Annotated in this window: 27 protein-coding genes; 13 read left to right on the top strand and 14 right to left on the bottom strand. The window is 57.0% G+C overall.

From position 1 onward, the window contains the following. Positions 1–70: 70 nt before the first annotated feature. A complete protein-coding gene (locus OIL77_02290; GenBank protein ID HJI44252.1) occupies positions 71–604 on the bottom strand; it encodes a TetR/AcrR family transcriptional regulator in 534 nt (177 codons plus the stop codon). A 269-nt stretch (positions 605–873) separates the two neighbouring features. Between OIL77_02290 and OIL77_02285 the strand changes: the two genes are divergently transcribed. The 4 genes from OIL77_02285 (at position 874) to OIL77_02270 (ending at position 5,978) form a co-directional block, all read left to right on the top strand. Then, positions 874–2,112, top strand: a complete 1,239-nt coding sequence (locus OIL77_02285) for an agmatine deiminase family protein (GenBank protein HJI44251.1) — start codon at positions 874–876, stop codon at positions 2,110–2,112. 123 nt (positions 2,113–2,235) lie between these two features. Next, positions 2,236–3,300 carry an ornithine carbamoyltransferase gene (locus OIL77_02280; GenBank protein ID HJI44250.1) on the top strand — a complete coding sequence of 355 codons (1,065 nt, stop codon included), beginning with the start codon at positions 2,236–2,238 and terminating at the stop codon, positions 3,298–3,300. 11 nt (positions 3,301–3,311) lie between these two features. Then, positions 3,312–4,577, top strand: coding sequence for an MFS transporter (locus OIL77_02275; protein ID HJI44249.1), 1,266 nt, complete (start codon positions 3,312–3,314; stop codon positions 4,575–4,577). Between the two features lie 447 nt (positions 4,578–5,024). Then, on the top strand, positions 5,025–5,978 hold the full coding sequence (locus OIL77_02270; GenBank protein HJI44248.1) for a tRNA-dihydrouridine synthase family protein: 954 nt from the start codon (positions 5,025–5,027) through the stop codon (positions 5,976–5,978). Positions 5,979–6,055: 77 nt separating this feature from the next. On the opposite strand, the gene OIL77_02265 is transcribed toward OIL77_02270, so the two are convergent. The 3 genes from OIL77_02265 to OIL77_02255 form a co-directional block, all read right to left on the bottom strand. Next, positions 6,056–6,940, bottom strand: coding sequence for a Sir2 silent information regulator family NAD-dependent deacetylase (locus OIL77_02265; GenBank protein HJI44247.1), 885 nt, complete (start codon positions 6,938–6,940; stop codon positions 6,056–6,058). Next, positions 6,882–7,667: a protein-ADP-ribose hydrolase gene (locus tag OIL77_02260; protein ID HJI44246.1), complete on the bottom strand. Its 786-nt coding sequence runs from the start codon at positions 7,665–7,667 to the stop codon at positions 6,882–6,884. The genes OIL77_02265 and OIL77_02260 overlap by 59 nt, the downstream gene beginning before the upstream one ends. A 141-nt stretch (positions 7,668–7,808) precedes the next feature. Continuing rightward, entirely contained in the window at positions 7,809–8,141 is a 333-nt protein-coding gene (locus tag OIL77_02255) for a helix-turn-helix transcriptional regulator (GenBank protein HJI44245.1), read from the bottom strand. 198 nt (positions 8,142–8,339) lie between these two features. On the opposite strand from OIL77_02255, the gene OIL77_02250 reads away from it, so the two are divergent. Genes OIL77_02250 through acgM form a run of 3 tightly spaced genes read left to right on the top strand, consistent with a single transcriptional unit; the run spans position 8,340 to position 10,323 of the window. After that, positions 8,340–8,585, top strand: coding sequence for a hypothetical protein (locus tag OIL77_02250; GenBank protein HJI44244.1), 246 nt, complete (start codon positions 8,340–8,342; stop codon positions 8,583–8,585). Positions 8,586–8,609: 24 nt separating this feature from the next. Then, positions 8,610–9,230, top strand: coding sequence for a 4Fe-4S binding protein (locus OIL77_02245; GenBank protein ID HJI44243.1), 621 nt, complete (start codon positions 8,610–8,612; stop codon positions 9,228–9,230). Between the two features lie 46 nt (positions 9,231–9,276). Continuing rightward, positions 9,277–10,323 (top strand): radical SAM/SPASM domain protein, ACGX system, encoded by a 1,047-nt coding sequence (acgM, locus tag OIL77_02240; protein HJI44242.1) that lies wholly within the window; start codon positions 9,277–9,279, stop codon positions 10,321–10,323. 173 nt (positions 10,324–10,496) lie between these two features. On the opposite strand, the gene OIL77_02235 is transcribed toward acgM, so the two are convergent. The 5 genes from OIL77_02235 to OIL77_02215 form a co-directional block, all read right to left on the bottom strand. Then, positions 10,497–10,763: a ribbon-helix-helix protein, CopG family gene (locus tag OIL77_02235; GenBank protein HJI44241.1), complete on the bottom strand. Its 267-nt coding sequence runs from the start codon at positions 10,761–10,763 to the stop codon at positions 10,497–10,499. 8 nt (positions 10,764–10,771) lie between these two features. Then, positions 10,772–11,038 carry a hypothetical protein gene (locus tag OIL77_02230; protein ID HJI44240.1) on the bottom strand — a complete coding sequence of 89 codons (267 nt, stop codon included), beginning with the start codon at positions 11,036–11,038 and terminating at the stop codon, positions 10,772–10,774. Between the two features lie 57 nt (positions 11,039–11,095). After that, positions 11,096–12,382 carry a hypothetical protein gene (locus OIL77_02225; GenBank protein ID HJI44239.1) on the bottom strand — a complete coding sequence of 429 codons (1,287 nt, stop codon included), beginning with the start codon at positions 12,380–12,382 and terminating at the stop codon, positions 11,096–11,098. Between the two features lie 505 nt (positions 12,383–12,887). Beyond that, positions 12,888–13,133, bottom strand: coding sequence for a glutaredoxin (locus OIL77_02220; protein ID HJI44238.1), 246 nt, complete (start codon positions 13,131–13,133; stop codon positions 12,888–12,890). Positions 13,134–13,184: 51 nt separating this feature from the next. After that, positions 13,185–14,012, bottom strand: coding sequence for a TipAS antibiotic-recognition domain-containing protein (locus OIL77_02215; protein ID HJI44237.1), 828 nt, complete (start codon positions 14,010–14,012; stop codon positions 13,185–13,187). A 141-nt stretch (positions 14,013–14,153) separates the two neighbouring features. Here OIL77_02215 and OIL77_02210 point away from each other — a divergent pair, with 141 nt between their 5' ends. Both OIL77_02210 and OIL77_02205 read left to right on the top strand, forming a co-directional pair. Beyond that, a complete protein-coding gene (locus OIL77_02210; protein HJI44236.1) occupies positions 14,154–14,891 on the top strand; it encodes a tRNA (N6-threonylcarbamoyladenosine(37)-N6)-methyltransferase TrmO in 738 nt (245 codons plus the stop codon). Between the two features lie 112 nt (positions 14,892–15,003). Continuing rightward, complete coding sequence (locus OIL77_02205) at positions 15,004–16,215, top strand: aminotransferase class I/II-fold pyridoxal phosphate-dependent enzyme (protein HJI44235.1); 1,212 nt, start codon at positions 15,004–15,006, stop codon at positions 16,213–16,215. Between the two features lie 97 nt (positions 16,216–16,312). Here the strand turns inward: OIL77_02205 and OIL77_02200 are convergent, their stop codons facing one another. Beyond that, the gene (locus OIL77_02200; GenBank protein ID HJI44234.1) at positions 16,313–16,792 is read right to left on the bottom strand and encodes a pyridoxamine 5'-phosphate oxidase family protein; all 480 of its coding nucleotides are present in this window, start codon (positions 16,790–16,792) and stop codon (positions 16,313–16,315) included. A 42-nt stretch (positions 16,793–16,834) separates the two neighbouring features. Beyond that, positions 16,835–19,639, bottom strand: a complete 2,805-nt coding sequence (locus tag OIL77_02195) for a transporter substrate-binding domain-containing protein (GenBank protein HJI44233.1) — start codon at positions 19,637–19,639, stop codon at positions 16,835–16,837. A 170-nt stretch (positions 19,640–19,809) separates the two neighbouring features. Between OIL77_02195 and OIL77_02190 the strand changes: the two genes are divergently transcribed. The 4 genes from OIL77_02190 (at position 19,810) to OIL77_02175 (ending at position 23,047) form a co-directional block, all read left to right on the top strand. Next, positions 19,810–20,235, top strand: coding sequence for a potassium channel family protein (locus OIL77_02190; GenBank protein ID HJI44232.1), 426 nt, complete (start codon positions 19,810–19,812; stop codon positions 20,233–20,235). 36 nt (positions 20,236–20,271) lie between these two features. After that, on the top strand, positions 20,272–20,805 hold the full coding sequence (locus tag OIL77_02185) for a TIGR00730 family Rossman fold protein (GenBank protein ID HJI44231.1): 534 nt from the start codon (positions 20,272–20,274) through the stop codon (positions 20,803–20,805). Positions 20,806–20,930: 125 nt separating this feature from the next. Continuing rightward, positions 20,931–22,220, top strand: a complete 1,290-nt coding sequence (locus OIL77_02180; GenBank protein ID HJI44230.1) for a chloride channel protein — start codon at positions 20,931–20,933, stop codon at positions 22,218–22,220. A gap of 35 nt (positions 22,221–22,255) precedes the next feature. Continuing rightward, positions 22,256–23,047, top strand: a complete 792-nt coding sequence (locus OIL77_02175; GenBank protein HJI44229.1) for an EFR1 family ferrodoxin — start codon at positions 22,256–22,258, stop codon at positions 23,045–23,047. Between the two features lie 706 nt (positions 23,048–23,753). On the opposite strand, the gene OIL77_02170 is transcribed toward OIL77_02175, so the two are convergent. The 3 genes from OIL77_02170 to OIL77_02160 are packed head-to-tail and all read right to left on the bottom strand — an operon-like array spanning position 23,754 to position 25,734. Further along, on the bottom strand, positions 23,754–24,452 hold the full coding sequence (locus OIL77_02170; protein ID HJI44228.1) for an ABC-2 transporter permease: 699 nt from the start codon (positions 24,450–24,452) through the stop codon (positions 23,754–23,756). Continuing rightward, entirely contained in the window at positions 24,449–25,330 is an 882-nt protein-coding gene (locus tag OIL77_02165) for an ABC transporter ATP-binding protein (GenBank protein HJI44227.1), read from the bottom strand. Before OIL77_02165 ends, OIL77_02170 begins: the two co-directional genes overlap by 4 nt. 23 nt (positions 25,331–25,353) lie before the next feature. After that, positions 25,354–25,734 (bottom strand): GntR family transcriptional regulator, encoded by a 381-nt coding sequence (locus OIL77_02160; GenBank protein ID HJI44226.1) that lies wholly within the window; start codon positions 25,732–25,734, stop codon positions 25,354–25,356. Positions 25,735–25,968 lie beyond the last annotated feature (234 nt).

Below are 25,968 nucleotides of genomic sequence, written 5' to 3'. Positions count from 1 at the left end.
ACCCCTGTTTTCGTTTTAAAGGTTGCCCGCAGGCACCATGGGTGCCAACATGCGCTTCAGCTTGGCTGGTTTATTTGAACATAAGCTCGACTATTCCCGCCCAAACCGCTTTCTCATCAATATCCTCACCTTGAGCGACCGTATTGCTTGCTCCCTCCAGAACGGTATAAAGAATTTGTACGTAGAGCATTACGTCGGCGCTATCGGAAAACGCGCCAATCTCTACACCATGAAGAAGGATGTCTTTAAGCGCATCCATGGTTCGTTTGGTCGCCGTCGCTTGACGTTCCTGAACTGCAGGAATTCGATTTGCTTGAACGCTAACCTCGGCCAGCACGCGCCGGCGCTTTTCATCGCTTCGATAGCCACCTATAACTGAATTGCCGAGCTCGATAAGCGCGGCCTTGAACCCGTCCCTATCGACTATTAGCGAGTAGTCGCGCTGATAGTCAATGGTCGGAAACATGCTGTCCAAGAGCGTAGTGAAAATCTCCTCTTTTGAGGGAAAGTAGTAGTACACCGACGGCTTGGATATACCGACAAAGTCGCAAATCTTTCCGATAGACGCTTTGTCATAACCGACTTCTGCCACAAGATCGTACATTGCGTCCAATATTTTTTTTCTTGTGCTCACGCTGCATTTCTCCATTGCAAATCACTTCCGCACTACCAACATTATTAAGGATGGCAACGGAACATCAATTCGTGTCCAAACATGACCACTATATACGGCGAACGGTATGTATCAGTAGGCGAGCGGCAATTATTCAAAATTATCTACCGAACGGTAGGTATAGTAGTACTATAGCAGGTGAAACCCCGCTATTGTCGCGGCCGGACAGCATCGCGGGAAACCCGACGGAAGGACCAACCATGTACGAGAACTATCGTATGCCGGGCGAGTTCGAGAAGCGCTCCAACGTCTATGTGACATGGCTTCCCGATTACATCCGTGCAGAGGGCTACGATAACCGCCAGCCCTGCGTTGACGTGATCAAGGCTCTGCTCGAGTATGGCGACGTTACGGTCAACCTCAATTGCGGCACCCCCGGCTCCTATGAGGAGGCTTGCTCGCGACTGAAGGAGGAGGGGGTTGATCTCGATCGCATCGAGATCACGCAGTTCGAAGACTCCAACTTCTATGTCCGCGACAACGGTCCCAGCATCATGGTCGACGACAAGGGCCATTCTTATATGGTCAACCCCGCTTGGACCTATTACGGCGTGTGGGACAAGAACTCCCCGGAGTGCCAGTCCGCACGTAAGGCAGCCGTTCACATGGCGGTTGCGCTCGGTTGCTTCGATATCGTCAATTCCGAAATGGTTTCGGAGGGCGGCGACCGCGAGTTTGACGGTCACGGCACTCTGATCGCCATCGAGGACACGGAATGCCGCAAGCGTAATCCCGAGTTCACGAAAGAGGAAGTAGAGGCCGAGTATAAGCGCATCTACAACCTCAACAAGGTTATCTGGCTTCCGCAGCCTATGCTCGAGGACGACGACTATCGACTGGGCATCCTCGACGAGAAGGAAGACGGAACTCCCGTCTTTGGCATGAGCTTTGCAGCTCACATTGATGAGATGTGTCGCTTTATCACTCCGAACAAGATTCTTCTTGCCGAGGTGTCCGATGAAGAGGCAGCCTCGAGCAAGGCTGGAGCAGAGTCTCGTCGCCGTATTGAGGCAGCCTACGAGATCCTGAGCAACGAAACGGACTGGGAGGGCAAGCCCTTCGAGATCGTTCGTATGCCCACCGCCGAGCCTATTGAAGTCGTTATCGCCCCTGGCGATGAAGATTACGAGCTCTATAAGGGCTTCATCGACGAAATGGGCGGCAAGTTTATGGATGGCACCCCCTGGCCCGAGGGCCCCGTCCACTTCTACGCCGCAGCGAGCTACTGCAACTTCCTGATTTGCAACGGCGTCGTTCTTGGCCAGCGTTATTACCACGAGGGCATGAGCGAGGTCGTGAAAGAGAAGGATGAGCAGGCCAAGGCAGTTCTTGAGAGCTGCTTCCCCGATCGCAAAGTCATCATGATTGATTCCCTCGCGCTTAACCTGTCCGGCGGCGGCGTGCACTGCTGGACTAAGGACGTGGCGGCCAGTCGTTAGTGAGCCTTAGAGCCTGCGCTCTTTGGCTTAGGCGCCACATGTACCGCTCCCCGAGGGATATCCGTGTTTTCCTCGGGGACACATTCAACAATAATTTTAATAATAATTCGAAAGGAAATAGGCATGAACAACAGCCTCCGCGGTCGCGACTACATCAACATCCATGATCTCTCCTCCGAGGATTTCCGCTATCTCATCGATCTTGCCTGGAACCTTAAGGCTCAGAAGAAGTCTGGTGTCGACCAGCGCTACTTCCCCGGCAAAAACGTCCTCGCCAACTTTGAGTGGGGCTCGACCCGTACTCGTTGCGCATTCGAGACCTCCTGCAATGATTTGGGCATGGGCTTCACTTATCTGACCAACTCCCACATGGGTGACTGCGAGACCGTCAAGGATGCCATGCGCGTCTTTAACGGCATGTACGATCTCATCGTCTACCGCGCACAGAAGGACGAGCAGTTCCTCTATGACGTCGCCGACCTGGTTGACATCCCGGTCATCAATGCCCTTACTCTCGGCGATCACCCGACTCAGATGCTCGCTGACGCTCTTACGATGGAAGAGCAATGGGGCGGTCTGCGTACGAGCCGCGGCAAGAAGATGGCTTTCGTTGGCAACTGCGCCGGCGCCCCAGTGTGGTATGGCCGTCTGTGCGCTATGCTCGACATGGACTTCCTCGCCATCGGCCCCGACGACCTCCGTCATCAGATGTGCAAGGAAATGATCGAAGAGGTGGAGGCCTGCTACGCCAAGTACGCTCCCAATAGGACCTTTACCATCACCTCTGACCTCGATGCCCTGGATGGCGTTGACGTTATCGTTACCGAGGAGTGGCGCTACATCAACCCCGAGTGCGGAGAAGAGGTTCTGGATCCCGACGACTACAACTCCTGGTTGGGCGATGCCGAGTCTCTGTACCCCTATCGCGTCACCAGCGAGCTGTGCAAGCGCACCAACAATCCCGACATCTTCTGCATGCATGAGCTTCCCTCTGTCCACAACGCGGATCACCGTGTTGGCAAGATGCTCCTCGACCAGTGCAAGAACGACCTTCATCGCGAGATCATCACCGAGGGTTTCGAGATTGCCGACGAGTGCTTTGAGGCCAACGCTTCGGTCATCTTCCGTGAGGCAGAGAACCGTCAGCACACCATCAAGGCCGTTATGTGTGCCCTTCTGGGTCTCTAGGAGCTGCGTCAATGGAAAATGCAAAGTTAAAGAGCAGCAAGGTTTACGCATGGGTTCTCGTAATCGCGCTCGGCCTTATGTCTGCCGGCACGACCGGATCCTATAGCGTCATCGCGGGCTCCTTCGTCGCACCCGTGTGCGAGGAGTTCGGGTTTGACTATTCCATCTTCTCGTATTACTTCACCGCAACGCTCATTGGTCTTGCGGCAGCTCTTCCGTTTGTCGGAAAACTCATTCCCAAGGTCGTTGGCAAGGTTTGGCTCCCCGTTGTCGAGCTTATTTTGCTCGCTGCCGGCGCAGGCATGGCCTTCTACACCGAAGTCTGGATGTTCATCGCCGCTGGCGCCCTGATTGGCGTTTGCTTCGCCTTCACCACCGGCGTCGCTATGTCCGACGTTATTGACCAGTGGTTCAAAAAATCTGGTGGCCTGGCAATCGGTCTCGCTTGGGCAGTGAACTCGATTTACATGCTCATCATGAGTCCCGTCATCACCTCTGTCATCGAGGCCGCTGGCTGGAGAACTGGTTATCTGGTGCTCGCCGGTGTTTCCGCAGTGCTCATTCTCCCAGCTTCCATTCTGATCATCCGCTACAAGCCTCAGGACAAGGGCATGCTGCCCTATGGCTACGTCGAGGGCGAGACGGTCACCGAGACCGAGGAGACGACCGAGGATAGCACGCGTGGCGTTAGCTATGCGCGCGCCATTAAGTCGCCTGCCTTCTTCTTCTGCATCGGCTTCCTCTGTCTCGTTCAGCTCACTTGCTGCATGAACCAGCTCTTCCCGACGTATGCTTCCGAGGTTGGTTTTAGCCCCATGGTGGGCGGCTTCATGGTATCCGCTGCATCGCTCTTCGATCTGTTCCTCAATCCGATCGTCGGCACCACTTGCGATAGGTTCGGCAGCACGAAGGCCATTCTGGGCTGGCTCGCTGTCTCCATCCTCTCCTTTGTCATGCTCATGATGAGCAGCGGCAACTCGACGCTCAGCATCCTCGCAGCAGGCGTGAACGACGTAATGTACGTCATCGCTGGCACTGCCCTGACCGTTTTGGTTATGGATGTCTTTGGCTCCCGCGATTTCGGTCGCATCTTCGCGCTGATCTGCTCCGTGGGCTATATCGTCGGCGCCTTTGGCATGCCCGTTATGATGAAGGTCTATGAGCTTGTCGGCTCCTTCCAGGGCGTCTTCATCTTCTGCATCGCATGCAACGTTATTATCGGCCTGTTCTTGCTGCTGGCAAAAAAGACTGGTAAGAACCTCTCCTGGGACGAATAGTTCGATTCGTCTTAGACATACGCTGTAGGGCTTAACCTGCAGCCGCTTTGGGGCATCGACTAACATCGGTGCCCTTTTTCATCGAATGTGACAAAGGAGCAGCCACTTTGTCACATTGAGTGGCATGCAAATCGAGGTCTAATACTTTTCCGAGAAGTGAACGGCCATACTTGGGCCTCCGAAGCATCGACATTTTTAGACGTCAAACCCGCAGGATTTGGCTGGCAAAACCGCAGGAAATTGTATCTCGAAAGTGCAGATGCTTCGGGGCCCGTTTTCACTCGTTCACTTCTCGGGAAAAGTATTAGACCTCGTTGTATGGGGTGCGGCTGGAGGGTGGTCATCGTTCAGTAGCTACCTCTTCCTTGTGAATCGCCTGAAGCGCAAGGCATAATGCATGTGACAAAGGGACGGCCCCTTTGTTGTGTTGATATGAGAGAAGAGTAGATGATTCTTTCGCTTGCCCCTATGGAGGGGATTACCGGGCATGTGTTCCGTCGCGTGCATGCGGAGTGCTTCGGTGCGCTCGACTGCTATTACACGCCGTTTTTGCCGCCACCGCGGGTGGGAAACCGCTTTGGCGGCAAGGCGTTTAAGGAGATCGATCCTGCCAATAACCAGGGGCTTAACGTAGTGCCTCAGCTGATGTCCAAGAACGCGGACGAGTTTGTGTGGGCGGCACAGGTGCTCGCCGACATGGGCTATCGCGAGGTCAATCTCAACTTGGGTTGCCCCTCGGGGACGGTTGTCGCCAAGGGCAAGGGCTCGGGCTTTTTGCGCCACTTGGACGAGCTCGAAGTGTTCTTGAGCGATGTGTGCGAACGTTCGCCGTTGCCGGTGTCGGTAAAAACCAGGCTGGGGCTGGAGAGCGACGACGAATACGAGCGCGTGCTCGATCTGTATTGCCGCATGCCGCTGGCGGAGCTGATCGTGCATCCGCGCGTGCAAAAGGACCGCTATGCGGGCTCGCCGCGCAAAGAGTTTTACGGTGAGACGCTGAAGCGGGCGCCGTTCCCGGTGGCCTACAACGGCGACATCTTTGATCTTGAGGACATGGATGCGCTGGTGGAGGCTTATCCCGGAACGCGTCACGTCATGTTGGGGCGCGGCTTGCTTGCGAACCCCGCGCTGGCTCGCATGGTTAAGGGCGGTCCTGTTGCCACGGCAGCTGAGCTGCAGCGCTTCCACGACACGCTGTTTGCAGCTTATGCGGACGAGATCGGGGGCAACGCGGTCTTCCGCATGAAGGAGTGGTGGTTCTACGCCAAATGCGCCTTCGCCGATCCTGCTACCGTTCACAAGATCGTGCGCAAGACCAAAAAGGTCGACGAATACCGCGCCGCCGTCGAGCGCGTCTTTCGCGAGCAGCCGCTCGCGCCCATAGCCCGCTTTTGCGGCTAAATGAAGTCGTTGGGGATGTTCTTTAACGGCTAGTCATTCAAGAACGTTCCCAATGACTATGTTGAGCATCGGCTTCGTCATCTGACGGCTTGGACGGCAAGTGCGTCCAGCACGCGCCCTGCGTCGGCGTCAATCAGGATGCTGCGATCGGCGATTTCTGCAGGGGCGACTGCCTCGCCAAAATTGACGCACGCGTATGTAGCGCGCTCGTTTTTGGCGGTCATCTGCCAAAACGGGTACTTGATGATGACGGGCGTGTTGCCGCCCACGCCAAGCTCCAAGAACAGAACGCGCATATTGCTGTGGCGGCGCAGGAAATCTTGGTAACGGTCGGCCGCGGCACACCAGCCCTTATCCTGCACAAACGTGTCGTCGGCGCGCAGGTTCATCGTGAGCGGGGAGCCACAATGGGGGCAACGGGGCACTAGCGCAGACGGAATGCGCAGGTCTTCTTGGGCGGCGACCATGTAATGTACGAGCTCTTCGTTGTCCCAAGTTTCCTGACAGCAGGGCTTGCTGCACTGGAATAGACCATAATCGCCCTGCGTGTAAAAGAGTCGCTGTTTATCGAAACCGGCGCGTTGGAAGCAATGGTCTACGTTTGTGGTCAGCACAAAGTAATCTCGGTCGCGCAGCAGGCCCAAAAGCTGTTCGTAGATGGGCTTGGGTATGGGGTCATATCGGTTGCACATGATATAGCGGCTCCAAAATGCCCAGTATTCCTCGAGGGAGTCATAGGGGTAGAAACCGCCGGAGTACATGTCGGTAAAGCCGTAGCGTGCGGCGAAGTCGCCAAAGAGTTTCTCGAAGCGCTCTCCCGCGTAGGCGTAGCCAGCCGCGGTGGAAAGACCCGCGCCGGCGCCGATTATCACGGCGTCGGATGCATCGAGTGCGGCTCGGAGCTTAGCGATCTGCTTGGAGAAGGTCGCGGTAGATTGACTCGTCAGACGCGAGAAAAACATTGAAGATCACCTTAAGGTTGGGGTCGTTATGGTCTAGATGATGACGAACGGCATCGATGGCAACGCGCGCGGCGGCTTGTTGGGGATAGTCAAAGACGCCCGTCGAAATGCAGCAGAAGGCAAGCGTGTCGAGCTTTCGGCTCGTCGCTTCTTCCAGGCAGCTGGTGTAGCAACGGCGCAGTAGCAGTTCCTCGCGCGGGCCAGGCTTATGGTTGGGCACGATGGGACCGACGGTGTGGAAGATATGGCTGCTGGGCAGGTTAAAGGCTGGCGTGACCTTGACGCATGCGGTCGGTTCCTCATGCCCCTGTTTACACATGAGGCTGGCGCACGTCAGGCGCAGCTGCATGCCGGCGTATGTGTGGATGGCATTGTCGATGCAGTGGTGTCCCGGCACAAAACAGCCGAGCATTTGGCTGTTGGCGGCGTTGACGATGGCGTTGGCCTTAAGCAGCGTGATGTCGCCACGCCAGACGGCAATGCGATTGCAGTAGGGAAGCGTGCCGGCATCGGTTGCGCCGCCGCGCTCAACAAGCCGCTGCTGCAAGTAGGCATCCTGGACATCGAGCACCTCTGTCGCGAGCGCTTCGGGCGACCGCACGTTCATAAGGGCCCTGAGCAAATCACGCTGCTCGCCGGCTCCGGCGGGAACGGCAATGCCGCGTCCGTCCGCTCGCTCGTTGAGCAATGCATTGATAAGCCAAATACGACGCTCGGCTTGATTCATGGCTGACCTCCTGTCCAATTGAGTTGGGCGTGTTTGACAGCAGTGTGCAACCCGGACCGCTTCTTCAAAAGAAGGCACAAAAAGGTAAGCGCCGTGGAGCGGTATGCCCCACGGCGCTCAATTTGCAAAAGCCCGTAGCTGCTAGGAGCTTCGCACAAGCTGCTGGTAGTCGGTGCCCCATTCCACAAGAGAATCGATGATGGGCATAAGGCTTTGACCCAGCTCGCTCAGCGCGTATTCGGTACGGATGGGCGTTTCGGGAATGACGGTGCGCGTGATAAGTCCCGCGGCATCCATTTCCTTTAGGTTTGACGAGAGCACCTTTTGACTGATGCCGGGAATAGAGCGATGTAGCGCGTTGAAGCCCAGAGGCTGCTCAATGAGCTGCTGGATGATATAGATTTTCCACTTGTTGCCAAAGAGCTGAAAACACGTGGCGACGGGGCAGGGAGGCAGTTCTTCTTTGGTGAGCATGGTAGCCTCGCAATCGGGTAGGTTGCTTGCATTATCGCAGCTGCTGGCGCCCGCGGCTACAACTTACTTTTTGGTAACTGGCTAATAGATTAGTGCCTTCTTTTGGGTGGGGTGCATTCCTCGCATGATGTGCTTAGGCGCAAAAGCGTCTACGTCCGGGCGGCTTCGCCCAGCCGCCCCCAATCGAAAGGAATTGCCATGTCCGAGAATCTTGAGAACGTCGCCGCTTTCGCCTCCTCCGGTACCACCGATCCTGCGCCCGCTTGCGGCTCCGCCGACCCCAAGGCCGCACCCGCTTGCGGTACTGCTTGCGGCTCTGCCGATCCGGCTGCCACTCCTGCCTGCGGCTCTGCTGACCCGGCCGCCGCTCCTGCCTGCGGTTCCGCCGATCCCAAGACCGCTCCGGCCTGTGGCACCGCTTGCGGCGCTGCGGACGCTCAGTAAGCAATCGCCAGGAAGGGACTCGTAATGGATGCTCAGACTTGCTTCAAAAAGATGCAGCTTGCCGGGACGCTCTCCCTGGCAACCGTGGACGAGAGTGGTGCGCCGCAAATTCGCTGCGTAAGCGCCGTCCATTACGAGCCCCGTGCTATCTACTTTCTCACGGCACGTGGCAAGGAGATGGCCCGTCAGCTTATGGCCGATGGACGTGTCCAAACGCTCGTTCACACGCGGTTTAACGAGATGATTCGCATGTCCGGCGTTGCCACTCCCGTCTCGGATTCCGAGCAAGTTCACTGGCGCGACGTGATTTACGTCGAGCAGCCGTATCTTGCTAACGTTTATCCCGGTGATACGCGCGAGATCAACATCATCTTTAAGGTTGAGAACATAGTGCTCGACTACTTTAACCTGGGAGTTCATCCCATCGAGCGTGCGGTCTTTACCTTAGACGAGGGCATGGCACCTGCGCCCGCCAAGGGCTTCTGCATCGATGCCGATGCGTGTATCGGTTGCGGCACCTGCCTTGAGCACTGCCCGCAGAAGTGCATCGAGCCGGGAGACTCGTATCGCATAGAGCCCGAGCACTGCCTGCATTGCGGTGCCTGTGCCGAGAATTGCCCCGTCGGCGCCGTTACGCGTCTGTAGCCCAAATATTGTCATCAGTTTCAACATCGACCAAGGGAGTCCCACGATGCAAAAGCCTGCGTTTGCCTTCCAATGGCACATTACGGATGAATGCGATCAGCGTTGCAAACATTGCTATATCTTTGCCAACGGTGCCTGCGCCGGTTTTAAGCGCATGCCGTGGGAGCAGATGGTCCAGGTCGTCGATCAAGCCCAGGCGCTCTGCGAGCGCATCGGCCGTCAGCCGTACTTTTACGTTACGGGCGGCGATCCCATTCTTCATCCCGATTTTTGGCGCCTTGCTGAGCTCCTGCACGAGCGGGGTTTTATGTGGTGCGTGATGGGCAATCCGTTCCATCTGATCGATGAGGTCTGTGCCCGCATGAAAGAGCTGGGGTGCCGCAAATATCAACTTTCGCTCGATGGACTCGAGGCGACGCATGATTACTTCCGTAAGCTCGGCTCGTTTGCCGAGACCATGCGCGCCATCGGTTGCCTTAAGCGTGCAGGTATCTGGGTTGCCGTCATGAACACGGTATCGAGCATGAATGCTGCCGAGTTGCCGCAGCTCATCGATCTTGTGGCGAGCCTCGAGGTCGACGTGTTCGCATTTGGACGATATTGCCCCACGTCAGGCCAAAAGCGTGACGAGTTCCATTTGGAGCCGCTTGAGTATCGCGACGTGTTGCTTGCCGCGCAGGAGCGCATGGAGTTCCATCAGGCGGCGGGCTGCAAGACGTTCTTCCAGCTCAAGGACCACCTGTGGACGCTGCTTTTGTGGGAGCAGGGTAAGTTCACCATCCCCGCGGACGCCAAGCCCGGCATGATCTATGACGGCTGCCACTGCGGTACGGGCCATATGACGGTGCTGCCTACGGGCGATGTCTACGCATGCCGTCGCATGGAGAGCAAGGTAGGCAACGTTGCCGAGAACACGCTCGAGGAGCTGTTCTTTTCGCCGCAGATGGAGGCAAAGCGCGACTTTAAAAAGTTCAAGAAGTGCTCCAAATGCGAGCTTTTCGGCTGGTGCCGAGGCTGCCCCGCTGTGACGTATGGCTACACAGGCGATATGTACGAAGCCGATCCTCAGTGCTGGAAAAAGATCGAGGAATAGGATCGCCGTGTCATCGGGTGGTCGTTGGGGACGTTCTTAAACGACTACTCATTTAAGTGCGTCCCCAATGAGCGGTTGTGAGGGACCCACGCAAAAGCTGTACGTCAGCATCCTAAGATGTCGAAAAATGTCGACTTTGGATGCTGACATACACGTTTGGGTTCGGCGGGGGACTAGGCAATCATTGCATCGAGCGTAATGAGCTCCCTGATCCGCTCTGTGCGTGTCTGCCCATGACGCTTTGCCTTTGCGTCAAACGCCTCAAGAACCGATTCACCCACGCGTGCCGACAAAACAACGCTCGGCTCATCGAAGATCGGCGGCCTTCCTAACTTGATGGTGCGGCCCTTTGGCCACTCATCTTTTTCGTATGCCTCTGCTGCCTTTTCCAGCTCTCCGGGAGCAAACCCCATCATCTTCTCGAGCTGCTTAGCGTCCATAGCGCCTCCTATCGATCGACCCCGATTTCCCTGAGCACCTTGCGCGTAGGAGGGACAAGGGCGTGGTAAATGATGTAGCCATCTCGATCGGGGCAATATCGAGCGATGAGTTCCATGAGACGGCTTCTTCTATCAAGTCCAACGAGAATGTAATCGATACCTCCATTTTCAAGATCACGCCTGAACCATGCGAAAGCGGAGTTCCAGGCGCATGTAATATCCGTCTCCGTCAGCCCGTGCTTGAGGGCATGGGGGTGGATTGCGATGAGCTCCATAAGGGCCTCTCTTTTTGTATACAGTTTTGTAGACAAAAATGCAAGCAGTTAATAGGGTTAAGCGGCCTGTTTTGATTGGACTTCTCGATGTGAAATTGGCACCGGAGGCTCCAGCACTTCTTCGCTTCTCAGCTCGGAATGTGAGCGTCCGTTGAACTCCCAGAGGGGAGCGTCTTCATAGATTATCGAGAGGAGCTTGGAGACCTCGGGTGTTTTCTTGCGTTCATAAAGCTCGGGTCGTACGACAATCAATAAGAAAGCTGCGTCTTCGGCAATTTGCTGGGCTGTCGGCATACCGTTGAGTCCAACGGAACGCAAAAGCTTTGTCATGATGAAATCGAACTCATCTTCTCTTGCATGGAAATCAGATGCCTTGAGCTCAGGGTCTCTCAGGACGTACTGCTTGAGTCGTTCGACAGATCGACTGCACTTTATATGCCCGCAGATGACTTCGTCATAGCTGAGCCTTCTGATTGGAAGACGTTCGTGACCGGCGAAGATGGCTGCTACTCTGATGCCAACGCGCCGTTCGCGCAGCGCGCGCATCTCACCGGTGTATTCGCTGCGCCGTTCATATTTTCGATAGGAGTATCCGTAGTCATCATAGTAATAAGGGGCTTCATCAACAGCGTTATCGAGCTCTGGCGCTATGAGATAGAGTTTTCTATCTCTGGATATAATGCAGGGATTGTCGATTTGTCCCGATTCGTTCCTGATTTGCCAAATAGTCTCATTTATCTCAAATCTCGAGACTGGATTGGGGGCACAGGAGTTGTAGAGCTCAATAAGTTCATCGAGTGAAATGATTCCACAGGCATCTGTGTAGGCGCGGGCGAAGCGCCGTACTTCTTGATTTGATTCAAGCACACGGCGCTCCCAAGCATCCAAAGTGTCCTGCGGACTTCGATAGCGGGCATGACGATCGATGCGCAACGCGCTCCAATGGTTATCCGCGGCAACGTTCATCAGATCTAAGCGCAGATCTTTGTCGGCGATGTGAGCGAGCGACTGATAGTGTTCCAGATCAAGCTCCGGTCGAAAACCCATGTCTTCCGGAACAATTCGTGCGAGCTTTATGCAACGCTTGAGATAAGTCGGGCCCAGGCTTGGGCTAAAGTGCTGCTTGAGGTGGCAAGCGATGGGCGAGAGTAAGCCATTGAGATTGGAGATGGGGTATCCGGCAATCTCTTGCTCGAGACGGCGCCCGATGAGCAGAGCCCCTTCCGAGGAGGTCTCATGGTTGATACCTTTCTGGCCGAGGTGTTTGGCCTCGACAATCCTGCTGATATCTGAGCAGGTGTTTGAAATAATGTCGGGTGAAAGGGTTGGAATCTTTTTAGCCATAACGATGCACTCCTGTGTGACTCACGGATAACGGAAACGTTTGGTTGTGAGTGCCGTTCTTTGATGGCGACGGCGAACAGGAGCGCAACCTGTCTGAGATGGACGAGTGCAGTAACCACCGATCTTACTTACCGAGCTCGCTCCAGCGTGTCATTGGGGACCTCCGCGGGATCTCTCGACCAGTCTCATGCCTTGAGGAGAGTATAGCATATAAGCAAACGTATGTTCTATAAATTTGAGAAACTGAATTCCTACCTACTCATTTAAGTACGTCCCCAATGAGCGGTTGCAAATGCGAGCTTTTCGGCTGGTGCCGAGGCTGCCCCGCTGCGACGTATGGTTACACGGGCGATATGTACGAAGCCGATCCTCAGTGCTGGAAAGAGATCGAGGAATAGGATCGCCGTGTCATCGGGTAGCCGTTGGGGACGTTCTTAAACGACTACTCATTTAAGTGCGTCCCCAATGAGTGAAACTACTCATTTAAGTACGTCCCCAATGAGTGCTAGAGCAGGTTCTTCTGTGCCCACGCGATGATGTCGCTCGACTCGTAGAGTGGTTTGCCATCAATGAACAGGCAGGGAACCTGGCGTTTTCCGCCGACGGCGATGAGCGTCTGCTCGGCCTCGGTATCGGTCGAGATATTGCGCTCGGGAATGGTCACGCCGTTATCGGCAAGGAATCGCTTGACTTTTATGCAATACGGGCAGCCGGTCATAACGTACAGCGTGAGCTCATGATTAGTAGCCATGGGTCTCCAATCGGTTGAGGTTTCGATTGAAATACCCAAAGCCGCCGCAATCTATGCGCGGGCCAGCGACGACTCGATGGCCTGTACCAGAAACGCCGTAGCTCCGGTGCCGCAGGGCTTGTCGTAGTAGTCAACAAAGCGCTGATCGGCAAGATAGCCGTGGGCGAGGCCCAGGTATGCTTCGTCTTGGGGTTCGTGTCCCCAGTTAAGGCCAATCCATCGACGGTGCATTGCGACAAGCTTGCGCGCCTCGCTTCCATCCGGTTCGCCGTCGCCCATGGCGATCGAGAGCTGGCCCAGAATAGCGCGTTCAAGTTCCTTCATGTCGTTCCATGTCTCGGGGTCCATGTCCAGCAGTGCCTCGTTTGCTGCATCGACGGCCTCGTCGCCATAGCGCGCCCGCGCCTCGGCACCGTAGCGCTCCTCGTTTTCCTGCACGGTGCGCCAGCGCTCCAATTGCGGCAGCACGGCGCCCATGAGCGAGACGGCTTCGTCGAGCGACATACCGGTGTTTTGTGCCAGGCGCGGGGCGCAATCCTCAATCATGGCCTCCATCGTGGTCTCGTAGGTGTACTTGCCGTGGTCGTAGCACCACTTGCAGTAATGGTCGGTCGTTGCGCCGTGAGCATCGGTGCCGCAGTCGTCGGGCGTGAGTATCATGCCGCAGCTCTGGCAATAGTGCTCGGGCATTTCGAGCAGGTGGGACAGCGGTTCTCCGGTTATGGCGGCAATGAGCTTCATCATGTCGATGCCCGGTGTGACCTCGCCGCGCTCCCACCGGCTGATGGCCTGGCGTGTGACGAAGAGCTTAGCGGCAAGCTGCTCTTGGGTAAGGTGATGGGCGCGACGGACAGCAATGAGCTTTTCTGCAAAGGCCATAGCGGCTCCTTTCTGCTGGTTGATGGCTTAAGCATACGCGGCGGCAGGCGCCCTTCCAAGCAACCGTTGGTTGCACGACGGGGGACCGCGGCGAAGAATTGCGCGCAACGCCCCACGCCTCCATGCCGTACAATGACCGGCATGGAACCTATCGCACGCATACATACCGACCTGCCGCAGAAGTTCGGCATTCCGCGCAACAGCTTTTTGGCGCCCCATCTGCAGGGACGAATCTTTTTTGAGCCGGAATTTGCCTCCAATGCAGCGGTTGAGGGCCTGGACTCCTTCTCTCACCTGTGGCTGCTGTGGCGCTTCGAAAACGGAACGCCCGGCGGCACGGCTAAGGATATTGCCGTCGACGCTAAAACGCAGGACAGGTCCGGCACCAACGCAAAATGGTCGAAAACCGTGCGCCCGCCGCGTCTGGGCGGAGCCGAACGTGTGGGAGTGTTTGCCACGCGCAGTCCGTTTCGCCCTAATCCCATCGGGCTCACCTGCGTCAAGCTTGATCGTGTCGAGCTCACCGACGATGGCCCCATCATCCATGTGTTGGGGGCCGACCTGCGCGACGGTACGCCCATCTACGACATCAAGCCCTACATTCCGTTTGCGGACTGCCACCCGGATGCGACCGGAGGCTGGATCGAGGATGCTCCGTGGCAAGAGCTCGATGTTGAGTTTCCGCAAGCACTGCAGGATATGGTCCCGCCCGCAAAGCTCCTCGGCTTGGTCGAGGTCCTTCGCCAAGACCCGCGCCGCGCGGGCAGCAAGCACGAGCCACACCGCGTCTATCATCTGGCTTACGCCGGGCTCGACATATCGTTTACGGTCGATGAAACCCAGCTAACCGTAGTTGCCGTCAACGACGCGCAAGACTAACCAGCCATTCGTCCGCACCCGTCAAATTAAGCGCCAAACCCCGCGCCAAAACCGCCCACGCTGGTGGACAATAACGCCTACCAAAACAATCAACTTTGCACGGGAGTCCAGCATGAAATACGACTTCACTTCAATCATCGACCGCCACGGCATGGACGCCATCGCCGTTGACTCTTGGGGTGAGATCCCCGGTATGGCCCCGAACGCACCCGACGAGGGCTTCGACCGCATTCCCATGTGGGTGGCCGACATGAACTTTGCCACGGTGCCCACGGTCCAGGAACACATCATTCAGCGCGCCCAGCACCCCATGTTTGGCTATTTCAATCCGCGCTCCGAGTATTTCGACCGCATCATCGAATGGCAGAGCCGCCGCAATGGCGTCGAGGGCCTGCGCCCTGAACATATCGGTTACGAAAACGGCGTGCTGGGCGGTGTCGTGTCGACGCTGCGCGCGTATGTCCAGCCGGGCGATGCGGTGCTGGTCCACAGCCCCACCTACATCGGCTTTACCAAGTCCATTGAGGCCGCGGGCTATCGTATTGTCCATAGCCCGCTTAAGCTCGACGATCAGGGCGTGTGGCGCATGGACTTTGAGGACATGGAGTGCAAACTCGCCCAAAACCACATCCATGCCGCGGTGTTCTGCTCGCCGCACAATCCCTGCGGCCGCGTATGGGAGCGCGACGAAATCGAGCGCGCCATGGACATCTATCGCCAGCACGATTGCGTGGTGATATCGGACGAGATTTGGTCCGATATCATCCTGCCGGGGCACAAGCATATCCCGACGCAGTCGGTGAGCGAGGACGCCCACATGCGCACGGTTGCCCTCTACGCGCCCAGCAAGACGTTTAACCTGGCGGGCCTGGTCGGCAGCTACCACATCATCTATAACGAGACGCTGCGCGACCGCGTGTGCGCCGTGTCCAACAAGACCCACTACAACGAGATGAACGTCCTTTCGATGCACGCGCTTATCGGTGCCTACCAGCCGCAAGGCTACGAGTGGGTTGATGAGCTCAATGAGGTCATCGAGGGCAACGTCGACTACTTCTGCAATTACGTGGACAAGCATTTTGCGGGCGTGTCCTATTCGCGTCCGCAGGGCACCTACATGGTGTTTCCGGACTGCACCGAGTGGTGCCGCGAGCATGGCCGCGATATTCAGTGGCTGCTCGACGAGGGCGCTCGTGTGGGCGTGGGGTATCAGGACGGCCGCCCGTTCCACGGGCCCTGCCACATTCGTGTGAATCTGGCACTGCCCCTTTCGCGGGTAAAGGAGGCGTGTGAGCGCCTGGACCGCTACGTTTTTGGGGTATAGGGGGGCGCTCGATTCGAGTGCTGCCCCATGCGCCCACGCCGTCAAAATGCGTGGGCGCATGGGGCGCAGAGGGTAGCGAGCGCGTTTTTCGCATTCGCTACTTTTCCTGAATCTGCTTGCCGCAAAGATGCTCAATTGAAATCTCGTAGAGTTGGACGCCCTTGATGTCTTTGGCGATTTCTTCCTCGACTTCTTCGGCAGAAGGGTAGTACTTAAGCGCGAGCTGGCGGACTTTGTCCTCGATAAACGCAGGCGCTTCATCTACCAGGCGGCAACGGCCAAAGACCACAGTGCTCATGACGTAAGGAGCCCAGTCGCCGTCCTTGTACCACTCGTTGCCGTAAACGGTAAAGCAGACTTTATCGTCACGCCTGAGCGAATCGACCTTGTGGCCGGCCTTGGCGCCATGGAAATAAATCTTGTCGTGCTCGGCGTCAAAGAAGTAGTTGACGGGAATGGCATAGGGGTAGCCATCATCGCCGTTGACGGCAAAGACGCCGCGCTTACAGGTGGCGAGCAACTCGCGCGCTTCCTCGTCAGTGATGGCGCGTTTCTTTCGACGTAAGGGCCTAAACATCGTTGGCTTCCTTTCTGGCTGTGCATGGTGGTTGAGCACAAACTATAGCGAAACGGATCCGTATTTCTTGATGCGGGCGAGTATGTTTTTGAGCTTGTTAAAGTCGAGCGGTTTGGGCAGATGGGCGTTCATACCGGCATCGTGTGCCGCCTTGGCGTCCTCGTTGAAGGCGTTGGCAGTGAGCGCGATGATGGGGATGTCGGCTGCATCGGCCTTTTCGCTCAGACGAATCGCGCGGGTTGCCTCGTAGCCATCCATGCCCGGCATCATGATGTCCATCAGGATCGCATCGAAGCTGCCGGCGGGACGACTAACGTATAGGTCGACTGCTTTGTTGCCGTCGGCGGCGCGCGTTACGACGATGCCTTCGCTTTCGAGTAGAGCCTGGGCAATTTCGGCATTGAGCTCGTTGTCTTCTGCCAAAAGGACGTTCATGCCGGCAAGCGAGCAACTGTATGTCTGCTTGGACGCACGTTCTTTTGCCTGAGGGTTCTTGTCGATATCGAGCGGTATCTGGACGTTGAACGTGCTTCCCGCGCCAACCTCACTCGAAATCTCAATCGTGCCGCCCATCATATCGATGAGCGATTTGACGATAGACATGCCAATGCCGGTTCCTTGGAACTTGCTGCGCGCATCGTCGCCTTCCTGGGCAAACGGCTCGTAAATGTGCGTCAAAAACTCGGGCGTCATACCAATGCCGGTATCCGAGACGCTAAAGCAAAACACGGCGTGCTCGTCGTCGACCGGTTTGATGGTCGATGAGAACGTGACGGTGCCTCCGTGCTTGTTGTACTTGATGCTGTTGTCGAGCAGGTTGACAAGGATCTGCCGAATATGGGTGGGGCTGCCGATCATATATTGGTCGACAGCGTAGGGCTCGCTGGTGTCGAGCATGGTTATGCCGCGGTCCGATGCGCGGAGCTTGTACAGTACGAGCGCATTGTCGCACAGCTCTTTAAGGTTGAATGATTCGTGCTCGAGCGTCACTTTGCACTCCTCGATCCTGCCCATCTCGAGGATGTCGTTAATCAGTGACAGCAGGTGATTGGCGGCAACGCGCGCCTTGGCGCGGCTTTCGCGGGCGACCTGCATGTCGCCTTCTCTCAATTCCTCAATTTCGATAAGGCCTAGGATGCCGTTGAGCGGCGTGCGGATGTCGTGGCTCATGCGCGTGAGGAAAGCGGTTTTGGCGGCGTTGGCGGCATCAGCTTTCTGCCGTTCCTCCTGTGCGCGGTAAAGCGACCAGACAAGGATGGCGATGCTGGTGAGCAAGATGCAGATGATAACAGTCGCAATGGCGGTGCGGTTACGATAGAAAAACTGGAACGTGTCCGATTCTTGCGCCGAGTACGATGTGGGGAAATAGCTGTTTGCAGAGAGCGATTCACCTGCATTGACGATGCCCTTATTGATGATTCCCAGCAGCTCGGGCTTGCCGCGCGAAATTAAACACGATAGCTGCGCCGTGTTGGTGAGTTCCTGTGTTTCGAAATCCTCGATGTCGTAGGTGTCGCGGAGAGTTTCCAGGCGCGTGCTGGGGACAATGATGCAACGTGCCTTCCCCTCATTGAGGGCTTTGAGCACCTCGCCGTCATTCGAGTACTCGGTTACTGTTGCGTTCGGGAAGAGACTTTCGAGCTCAAAACGGTTAACGATTGTGCTCTTTGTACAAGCGATGTTCTTAAGGTCGCTGTTCAGGTTTTTGCCACTGTGAATGGCGGTCAGCGAAACCGTTCCCATCGAGTTTGACTGGATGACTCCTGTCTGCTCGGCGAGCCAGTAGTCGCGAAACAATGGCAGGGCGACATCGATGGTTCCGTTGGAAAGGGCTTTGATCATTTGCCTGTTGTTCGAGAGTGCGATTGTTTTGACCGTAATACCAAACTTGTCGTGCAACGTCGTTGCAAGCGAGGCGAGCGATCCTTCCATCTCGCCGTCGTCATTTTGCGTGCAGTAGGGAAGTTGGTTTTTAAGATAGCCGAGCGTGATGGTATTGCCGTTTGCTTTGAGCCAGGTGGTCTCGGGGCCGGTGAGCGATGACGAGCCACTGTTTTGGGTCGAGTAACTCGATTTGACTTCCTCGTTATAGCGCGGGTTATCGCGGGCGATGGTCGTCATGGCGGCGTTGATGTCGTTCATCAGATCGGGGCGGCTTTTGGGAACGGCAAAATAGTAGTCGCTCGAGCCTACGTAGAACATGGGTGACGCATCGGGCGACGAAATGGTATCGTTCATGATGACGGCGTCGACCTCGCCGTCTGCAAGCGCCTCAAAGAGGGCACTGCCGGTGTCGATTTCTTTATAGGTGCAGGTGACGCCTTCGTCGGCGAGCCACTGCTGGCCGACGATAGTTTGCATAACGCCAGAGTTGCAGCCGATGGTGAGGCCTTGGAGCGCCTGGGGGTCACCCTTGGCCAGATCGTCTCGGTCGGGCCTGGCGTAGATGTAGTAGCGCTCGGTGCCCTCGGGGTTCGAGGAAAAGAGCAGCTTCTGCTCGCGCTCTGCCGAATACGAGATGTTGGGCATGAGGTCGATTTCGCCTGCTTCGAGCATGTCCATAAGCTCGGAGAAGGTGCCGCTAACGTATTCGTATTGCCAGCCCTTTGTGTAATACGAGAGGGTCTGGAGGTACTCGTAGCCCCACCCCGAGAGTCGCTCGCCCGGCATGCCTTCCTGGAAGCCTTTGTTGTTGACGAGCCAGCCAACGCGGACCGTCTTGACCTGCTGGTCGGAGTCGGCGGCAAAGGCGGGGGCGGGCATGACGGCGCTCAGTATGGCGAGCGCGGCAAGCGCGACGGCCAGGGTGCGATATAGAGCCAAGCGAAGGACGGCGGAAGGTTTCACATGAAATCCTATCGAGTTGAGACAGTTTCGCATAAGGATACCAGCTCAGCCTGCCCATTCAGCCGCCGCACCGCTAAACGGTCACTCCCGGCAGTTGGGGACAGTCCCTTTCTGCCGGGTGTGGGACAATAACGAGCGAATGTGATTGGGCGTCTGGAAAAGGGGTCGCGATGAACAAGTTGAGGACGCTTGCCGACGTGTTGCGCCAGGCTGGCTTTGCACGCATCACGGGCCTGTTCCTCGTTTTCTACCTGCTGTGCTCGACGGCCGTCTGGCTGTCCGAGCCCACGACCCTCACGTTTGGCGATGGCCTGTGGTTTAGCTTTGAGACGGTCTCGACCATCGGCTTTGGCGACATTCCGGCCGAAACACCGGTTGCCCGCGCCATTACCGTCGTCTTGAGCGTTATCAGCATCTTCTACATCGCCATGCTCACGGGCGTGGCGGTGAACTACTGCAATACGCTTATCAAGATGCGCCAAAAGGACACCATGGCGCGCCTTATGGATGATCTGGAGCATTTGGAAGAGCTCGATCGCGACGAGCTTGCCGATCTTTCGCGTCGCGTGCGCGAGTATCGTCGACGCCAGCGCTAGAACGGGCGCCGTGCGTCACGATGAGGGGGACTGAATATGAATATCACCGTGTACCTGGGTGCCAACACTGGCAATGACCCGGCATTTCTGCCCGCGGTGCAGGAGCTGGGCAACTGGATTGGCGCCAACGGACACGCGCTGGTATACGGCGGGTCCAAATCGGGCCTGATGGGTGCGCTCGCCGATAGCGTGCTCGATGCTGGCGGACACGTGACGGGTGTGGAGCCGAGCTTTTTTATCGAGGCCGAGTTTCAACATGACGGTATCGACGACCTCATCGTGACGAGCGATATGGCGGAGCGCAAGGCCAAGATGATTGAGCTCGGCGATGCGTTCATCGCCTTTCCCGGTGGGACGGGCACACTCGAGGAGATTGCCGAGGTCATGTCCGCGGTGTCGTTGGGGCACCTGAGTGCTCCGTGCATCCTGTATAACCTGGACGGTTACTACAACGACCTCAAGGCGCTGCTCGGGCACATGATCGATAAGGGTTTATCGAGCCCGCAGCGCCAGCAAGGCATTTACTTTGCCGACGATTTGCGCGAGATTGCCTCGATTATCAACGGATAAGTCTTGAGCCTGTCCCACTATGACTCCCAATGGTGCCGTTTGCGGCGCAGACGGTTGGCTCGTTCGGGCAACGCTCGCTCTACAATAAAACATAACTATGTCGACTTTGACCGCGGGAGGACCCGATGGATAACCTTGCCAAACCCACAAACCGCGCGCTGTTTTTAGTTAGCGTTGCCGTGACCGGTGCGTTCGCAGGTGCCGCGGTCTGGCTGTTCTTTTTTGCGATGGAGCACGGTATCGACTATCTATGGACCGAGATTCCGTACGCGCTGGGCGTCGCTTCGCCCGAGCTTGCCAGCGGCCCGTTTGGCTTTTTGCCGTACCCGTTTTTTGTCTGCCTGCTGGGCGGCCTGTTAATCGGTCTGTACGAAAAGATGACAGGCGCCAAGACCGATGACCTCAACCAGGTGATGGCTAAGGTTAAGCAAGACGGGCACTACCCGTATGACAACCTGGGCAAGCTTTCGCTCGCGGCATTGCTGCCGCTGCTGTTTGGCGGAAGTATTGGACCGGAGGCCGGCCTGACCGGCGTTATCGCGGGTCTGTGCAGCTGGGTTGGCGACCGCATGCGCCGCTTTGGCGCCGAATTTAGGGAGCTTACGCTGCTGGGTACCCAGGCCGCGTTGACGGCGCTCTTTACCGCGCCCGTCTTTGGCTTTGTGGCACCGCTTGCCGGTAGCGCCGACGGCGACGAGGGCTCTGCGTCCGACGAGATCACCATCAGGCTGCCCAAGGCGCAAAAGACCGTGGTTTACGGCATCGCGATTGCCGGCGGCCTGGGCACCTACCTGCTGCTTGGCCAGCTTGTGGGCGGCGGCATGGGCATGCCCAGGTTCGAGGCTGCCGTGGTGGGCAACTTGGAGCTTACCTGGCTCGTCCCTCTGTCGCTGATCGGAACAATCTGCGGCTGGCTGTACTTTGTCTCTGAGCACGCGAGCGAAGCGCTTGCCCATGCCATAGGGGAGCGTCCTGTCGTCAAGGCCATGCTAGCCGGTCTGGCGCTCGCCATCTGCGGCACGGTCCTGCCCTACACCATGTTTGCCGGCGAGACCCAGGCCGACGTGCTCATGGAAACCTATCTGACCATTCCCGCTGGCGTGCTTATCGCGACCGGTCTTGTTAAGGCCATGCTGACGCCCGCCCTCATCAACCTTGGTTGGCGCGGCGGCCACTTCTTCCCGGTTATCTTCTCGGGCGTAAGCCTGGGCTATGGCCTTGCCATCCTCACCGGCGCAGATCCGGTCTTTTGCGTCGCCGTCTGCACGGCATCGACGATGGGTGCGGTCATGCGTCAGCCGGTCATGGTCGTGGGCCTGCTGCTCATGTGCTTCCCACTCAAGGGTATCGTCTGCATGATCATCGCGGCCGTTATCGCCGCCGGCATTCCACTGCCCAAGCCGCTGCGCAAGTAGCGCGGTTTTTCACGAGTCAATTCCAGGGGTACGAGATGATCCTGTACTTTAGCGCGACAGGGAACAGCGAGCATGTGGCGCGTCGCATTGCGGCGGCGACGGACGACAGGGTTATGTCGATTGAGCGCTTTGATGCCGAGATCCTTCACCTCGCTGTGATGGAAGGCCCCTGTCGGTTGGGGTTTGTCGCCCCGGTATACGCCTGGGGCTTGCCGGCGCCAATGATCGAGTTTTTGAAGACTGTCGACCTATCGGTTGCTGCCGGCACAAAGGGCGGCGAGCGCCCCTATACGTTCTATGTCTCGACATATGGTTCGACGACCGGGCAATCGGCCAAGTTCGCCCGCGATCTGCTACACGAGCGTGGGCTCGAGTTAGATGCGGCGATGAGCGTCAAGATGCCTGATACCTGGACGCCTGTTTTCGACCTGTCTGACCCTCAAAAGGTTGAGGGTATCAATAGGGCTGCCGAGGCGCAGATTGATGCCGTGATCGAGGCGGTGCGGGCGCGCCGCACGGGCAACATGATGTGCCATCGCGTGCCTCTGTTTGCATCGTGCGCGTATCACGCAATTGGGCTGCCGCGCATGCAACAGACGAGCAAGTTTGCCGTCGATGCCGATCGCTGCATCGGCTGCGGCCTGTGTGCCAAGCGCTGCCCCATGGCGGCGATTGAGATGCGCGACGGCCTTCCCGTCTGGACAAAGCCGGAGTGCGCAGCCTGCCTTCGTTGCCTGCACTGTTGTCCCAAATTTGCCATCTCGCACGGTAAGCGCACGGCATCCCACGGTCAGTACAGGCATCCCAAACCTGGCGTGAGGATGTAGCGCCTGCTGGGCCGCTGTTCCAAAAGTCATTAAGAAAGAAGCCGCGCGGGGTCGTGTGTTTGCGAGCTCGCGCGGTTGTCGTTTAGAGCTTCCTCAGCACGATGGCGATGGTGTTTTGCACAGGCGAAAACGAGCGCCACGCAGATACGGATGGCGGTTGCGACATCGGAATCGGTTTGTTTGATGCCGCATTTGGCCAAGATGGATGTGATGCCGGCAAAGAGTGCTGACGCAAATGCTGCGACGACCCACGACACGGGCGAAATGCCTCCCCAAGAACGACCGCGCCAGATTTACGGCGCTCGTCCGATGATACCGTCCCGCCATGAAGCTTTGATATCGCTGTGGTGAGACAGGGGCCATAGTTCGAGAGGGCATTTGGTTAAGGCTCGAATCGAAGGTGAATGGTTTTCCGCGAAGTGAACGAGTAAATCTGGACCCCTGGAACATGCACACTTTTTTCGAACAAAACTGCAGGATTCTTAGACAAAAACCGCAGGAATTGAGTCCTTAAAAATGTCGATGCTACAGGGCACTGATTTTACTCGTTCACTTCTCGGAAAAGTATTCACCTTCGATATGCTGACGGTGTCTTTTTGGTTGCCAAGAACTAGACGGCCTGCTGTGAAGGGCGGTGGTGACGCTATGCCGCCTCGTTTCGTTGAAAAAATAAGCGGGGTACCACCTAAGCTTTTTTAGCCGTCGATTACAGATCGCGTACTCGATAAACCTTGGTGCTGACGGTGCAGCTGATTGCGCATAGTGCGAGCGCCAGTACGGCAATTCCTGCACACGGGCAGCCAAGGACGGCGGGATCGGGATTCGCTCCGGCAATGGACATGAGCCAGTTGCTAATGGGGTTGGAGGAGCTCAGCGTGGCCATGGCAAGGCACCCGAGCAGGGCAAACAGGCCAACGGATAGGCGCAGCGCCTCCATGTGTCCAAATCGAAAGAACAGCGGCTGTGCCAAAAACACCATCATGAGGGAGATGAGCATCGATGCTGCCGAGGCTATTGCAATCTCAAAGACGATCTGTCCCGTCAACGGAATACCCGCGCTGTTGAAGAGCGGGAAGGAGACGACGCTCAGAAGCGCGGCGGCGCACGCCATGACAGCCGAAAAGACAATGATGCTCAGGTAGCGTGCGCAGATGATGTCTTTACGAGAAAGAGGCAGCGTTGCGCGATAGCGCTCCCAACCGTTTTGATTGTCGAAACCGGCCAGTGAGTTCATGAATATGATGGGTGACATGGCACTGACGGCGCAGGCGCCGGCGCTCATACCGGAATCGCCATCCGATGCGTTGGCGAGGGTCAACACGACGAAGATGAACAAGCCGACGCCCGCAATGCTCGGGATAAGCGAGCGAGCGATGGCGAGCTCGGACATAAAGGCGCGTTTCATTTCGAAGCTCCTTTCAGCATGAGGCGAAGATAGTCATCAATGGTTGCCCGATCGCAGGGAATCTCGGGGAAGGCCTCGAGCGTATCGCGACGGTTGGGCACGAGCACGTCCACGCTGTAGGCATGGCGGGCGGCACGGGCGCCTTCGACGCAAGCCATAAGCTCGGCGGCCTGTGCTTGGGTACAGTGGGCGATGCCAGCGCGGTCGGTAATATCCTCGCGCGGCAGGTCAAAAATAATCGAGCCATTATCGATGCAGATGACGCGATCAGCGGCGCGATCGAGGTCGGATGTAATGTGGCTCGAGAGCAGCACACTGTGCTGGCCGTCGGCGACAAAGGTAAGCAGCTCATCAAGCAGCTCCTCGCGTGCCATGGGATCGAGGCCCGCGGTGGCTTCGTCCAAAAGGAGCAGCTTGGCATTATGGCTGAGTGCACAGGCAAGCTGCAGTTTCATGCCCATGCCGCGGGAGAGGTCCTTGACCTTTGTCTTGGGATCGAGGCCAAATCGGTCGATGAATCCGGCGAACGCTTTGCGGTCCCACGTGGGGTACGCCTGGCCTACGAGTGCCTCGATTTGGCCCACCTTGAGCGTTGAAGGGAAGGGGCATGTGTCCAGGACGAGACCGACGCGGGAGCGCAGGCAGCGCTGTGTCTCATCGGGCGCGTCGGTGCCACAGCGCTGCCCAAACAGGCGCACCTCGCCGGCATCGAGCTTGATAAGCCCGAGCGCGGCGCGAATGGTCGTTGTCTTGCCGGCACCGTTAGCGCCCACAAAGCCAACGACCTGGCCGGGCTCCACGGCGAGCGTGACATCGCGCAGCGAAAAACGTTCGCTCACGCGGCGTGAGACACCTTTGAGTTCTAACAAGTTTTGCATGGTATAGCCTTTCTTGCAGATGGCTACTGCATGGTTTCGGGAGCTACCAGGTCAAGCATTTCGTGCAGCTTGTCGCGTGTGACGCCCAGGGTTTCGGCTTGGCTCGCCGCTTTTGCAAGTAGCTCTTCGATATGGCAGAGCTGGCTTTCGCGTAAGAGTTCTTGGTTGCCCTCAGCGACAAAGCACCCCTTGCCCTGCACGGTGCAGATAAACCCGAGCTGCTCCAAGTCGGCGTAGGCGCGCTTGGTGGTGATAACGCTCACACTCAGGTCGCTGGCAAGCGCACGGATACTGGGGAGTTTGGCTCCCGCAGCGAGTGCGCCCGATAGGATCTGAGCTTTGACTTGCGAGGCTATCTGCTCGTAGATGGGCTTGTCGCTCGAATTGGATAGGATGATGTCCACAGCGGCTCCTTAGCTGTTGGGCTACACGTGTATATAACCGGTAAGCACAGTATATATACACTATGCACAGTTACGCAAGAGGTAAGTAGGGATTGTCCGCCCGTTCATTCATCTCAATCTGTAACATCTGGAACCGATTTGGACGGCTACCTGTTACAGATTGAGATTTTGCTGGCGGGCCCCACCTGGTTGTCTCAATCTGTAACAACTGGAGAAGATTTTGGCTGCTAGATG

Source organism: Coriobacteriaceae bacterium (assembly GCA_025993015.1).
Taxonomy (GTDB): Bacteria; Actinomycetota; Coriobacteriia; order Coriobacteriales; family Coriobacteriaceae; genus Collinsella.
Note: the sequence above shows the minus strand (reverse complement) of the source record. Positions and strands in the feature narration are given on the sequence as shown.

What these genes read in the sequence shown, in the direction of transcription:
- OIL77_02290 (HJI44252.1), bottom strand. Translation starts at nt 604, where the DNA reads ATGTACGATCTTGTGGCAGAAGTCGGTTATGACAAAGCGTCTATCGGA.
- OIL77_02285 (HJI44251.1), top strand. Translation starts at nt 874, where the DNA reads ATGTACGAGAACTATCGTATGCCGGGCGAGTTCGAGAAGCGCTCCAAC.
- OIL77_02280 (HJI44250.1), top strand. Translation starts at nt 2,236, where the DNA reads ATGAACAACAGCCTCCGCGGTCGCGACTACATCAACATCCATGATCTC.
- OIL77_02275 (HJI44249.1), top strand. Translation starts at nt 3,312, where the DNA reads ATGGAAAATGCAAAGTTAAAGAGCAGCAAGGTTTACGCATGGGTTCTC.
- OIL77_02270 (HJI44248.1), top strand. Translation starts at nt 5,025, where the DNA reads ATGATTCTTTCGCTTGCCCCTATGGAGGGGATTACCGGGCATGTGTTC.
- OIL77_02265 (HJI44247.1), bottom strand. Translation starts at nt 6,940, where the DNA reads ATGTTTTTCTCGCGTCTGACGAGTCAATCTACCGCGACCTTCTCCAAG.
- OIL77_02260 (HJI44246.1), bottom strand. Translation starts at nt 7,667, where the DNA reads ATGAATCAAGCCGAGCGTCGTATTTGGCTTATCAATGCATTGCTCAAC.
- OIL77_02255 (HJI44245.1), bottom strand. Translation starts at nt 8,141, where the DNA reads ATGCTCACCAAAGAAGAACTGCCTCCCTGCCCCGTCGCCACGTGTTTT.
- OIL77_02250 (HJI44244.1), top strand. Translation starts at nt 8,340, where the DNA reads ATGTCCGAGAATCTTGAGAACGTCGCCGCTTTCGCCTCCTCCGGTACC.
- OIL77_02245 (HJI44243.1), top strand. Translation starts at nt 8,610, where the DNA reads ATGGATGCTCAGACTTGCTTCAAAAAGATGCAGCTTGCCGGGACGCTC.
- acgM (HJI44242.1), top strand. Translation starts at nt 9,277, where the DNA reads ATGCAAAAGCCTGCGTTTGCCTTCCAATGGCACATTACGGATGAATGC.
- OIL77_02235 (HJI44241.1), bottom strand. Translation starts at nt 10,763, where the DNA reads ATGGACGCTAAGCAGCTCGAGAAGATGATGGGGTTTGCTCCCGGAGAG.
- OIL77_02230 (HJI44240.1), bottom strand. Translation starts at nt 11,038, where the DNA reads ATGGAGCTCATCGCAATCCACCCCCATGCCCTCAAGCACGGGCTGACG.
- OIL77_02225 (HJI44239.1), bottom strand. Translation starts at nt 12,382, where the DNA reads ATGGCTAAAAAGATTCCAACCCTTTCACCCGACATTATTTCAAACACC.
- OIL77_02220 (HJI44238.1), bottom strand. Translation starts at nt 13,133, where the DNA reads ATGGCTACTAATCATGAGCTCACGCTGTACGTTATGACCGGCTGCCCG.
- OIL77_02215 (HJI44237.1), bottom strand. Translation starts at nt 14,012, where the DNA reads ATGGCCTTTGCAGAAAAGCTCATTGCTGTCCGTCGCGCCCATCACCTT.
- OIL77_02210 (HJI44236.1), top strand. Translation starts at nt 14,154, where the DNA reads ATGGAACCTATCGCACGCATACATACCGACCTGCCGCAGAAGTTCGGC.
- OIL77_02205 (HJI44235.1), top strand. Translation starts at nt 15,004, where the DNA reads ATGAAATACGACTTCACTTCAATCATCGACCGCCACGGCATGGACGCC.
- OIL77_02200 (HJI44234.1), bottom strand. Translation starts at nt 16,792, where the DNA reads ATGTTTAGGCCCTTACGTCGAAAGAAACGCGCCATCACTGACGAGGAA.
- OIL77_02190 (HJI44232.1), top strand. Translation starts at nt 19,810, where the DNA reads ATGAACAAGTTGAGGACGCTTGCCGACGTGTTGCGCCAGGCTGGCTTT.
- OIL77_02185 (HJI44231.1), top strand. Translation starts at nt 20,272, where the DNA reads ATGAATATCACCGTGTACCTGGGTGCCAACACTGGCAATGACCCGGCA.
- OIL77_02180 (HJI44230.1), top strand. Translation starts at nt 20,931, where the DNA reads ATGGATAACCTTGCCAAACCCACAAACCGCGCGCTGTTTTTAGTTAGC.
- OIL77_02175 (HJI44229.1), top strand. Translation starts at nt 22,256, where the DNA reads ATGATCCTGTACTTTAGCGCGACAGGGAACAGCGAGCATGTGGCGCGT.
- OIL77_02170 (HJI44228.1), bottom strand. Translation starts at nt 24,452, where the DNA reads ATGAAACGCGCCTTTATGTCCGAGCTCGCCATCGCTCGCTCGCTTATC.
- OIL77_02165 (HJI44227.1), bottom strand. Translation starts at nt 25,330, where the DNA reads ATGCAAAACTTGTTAGAACTCAAAGGTGTCTCACGCCGCGTGAGCGAA.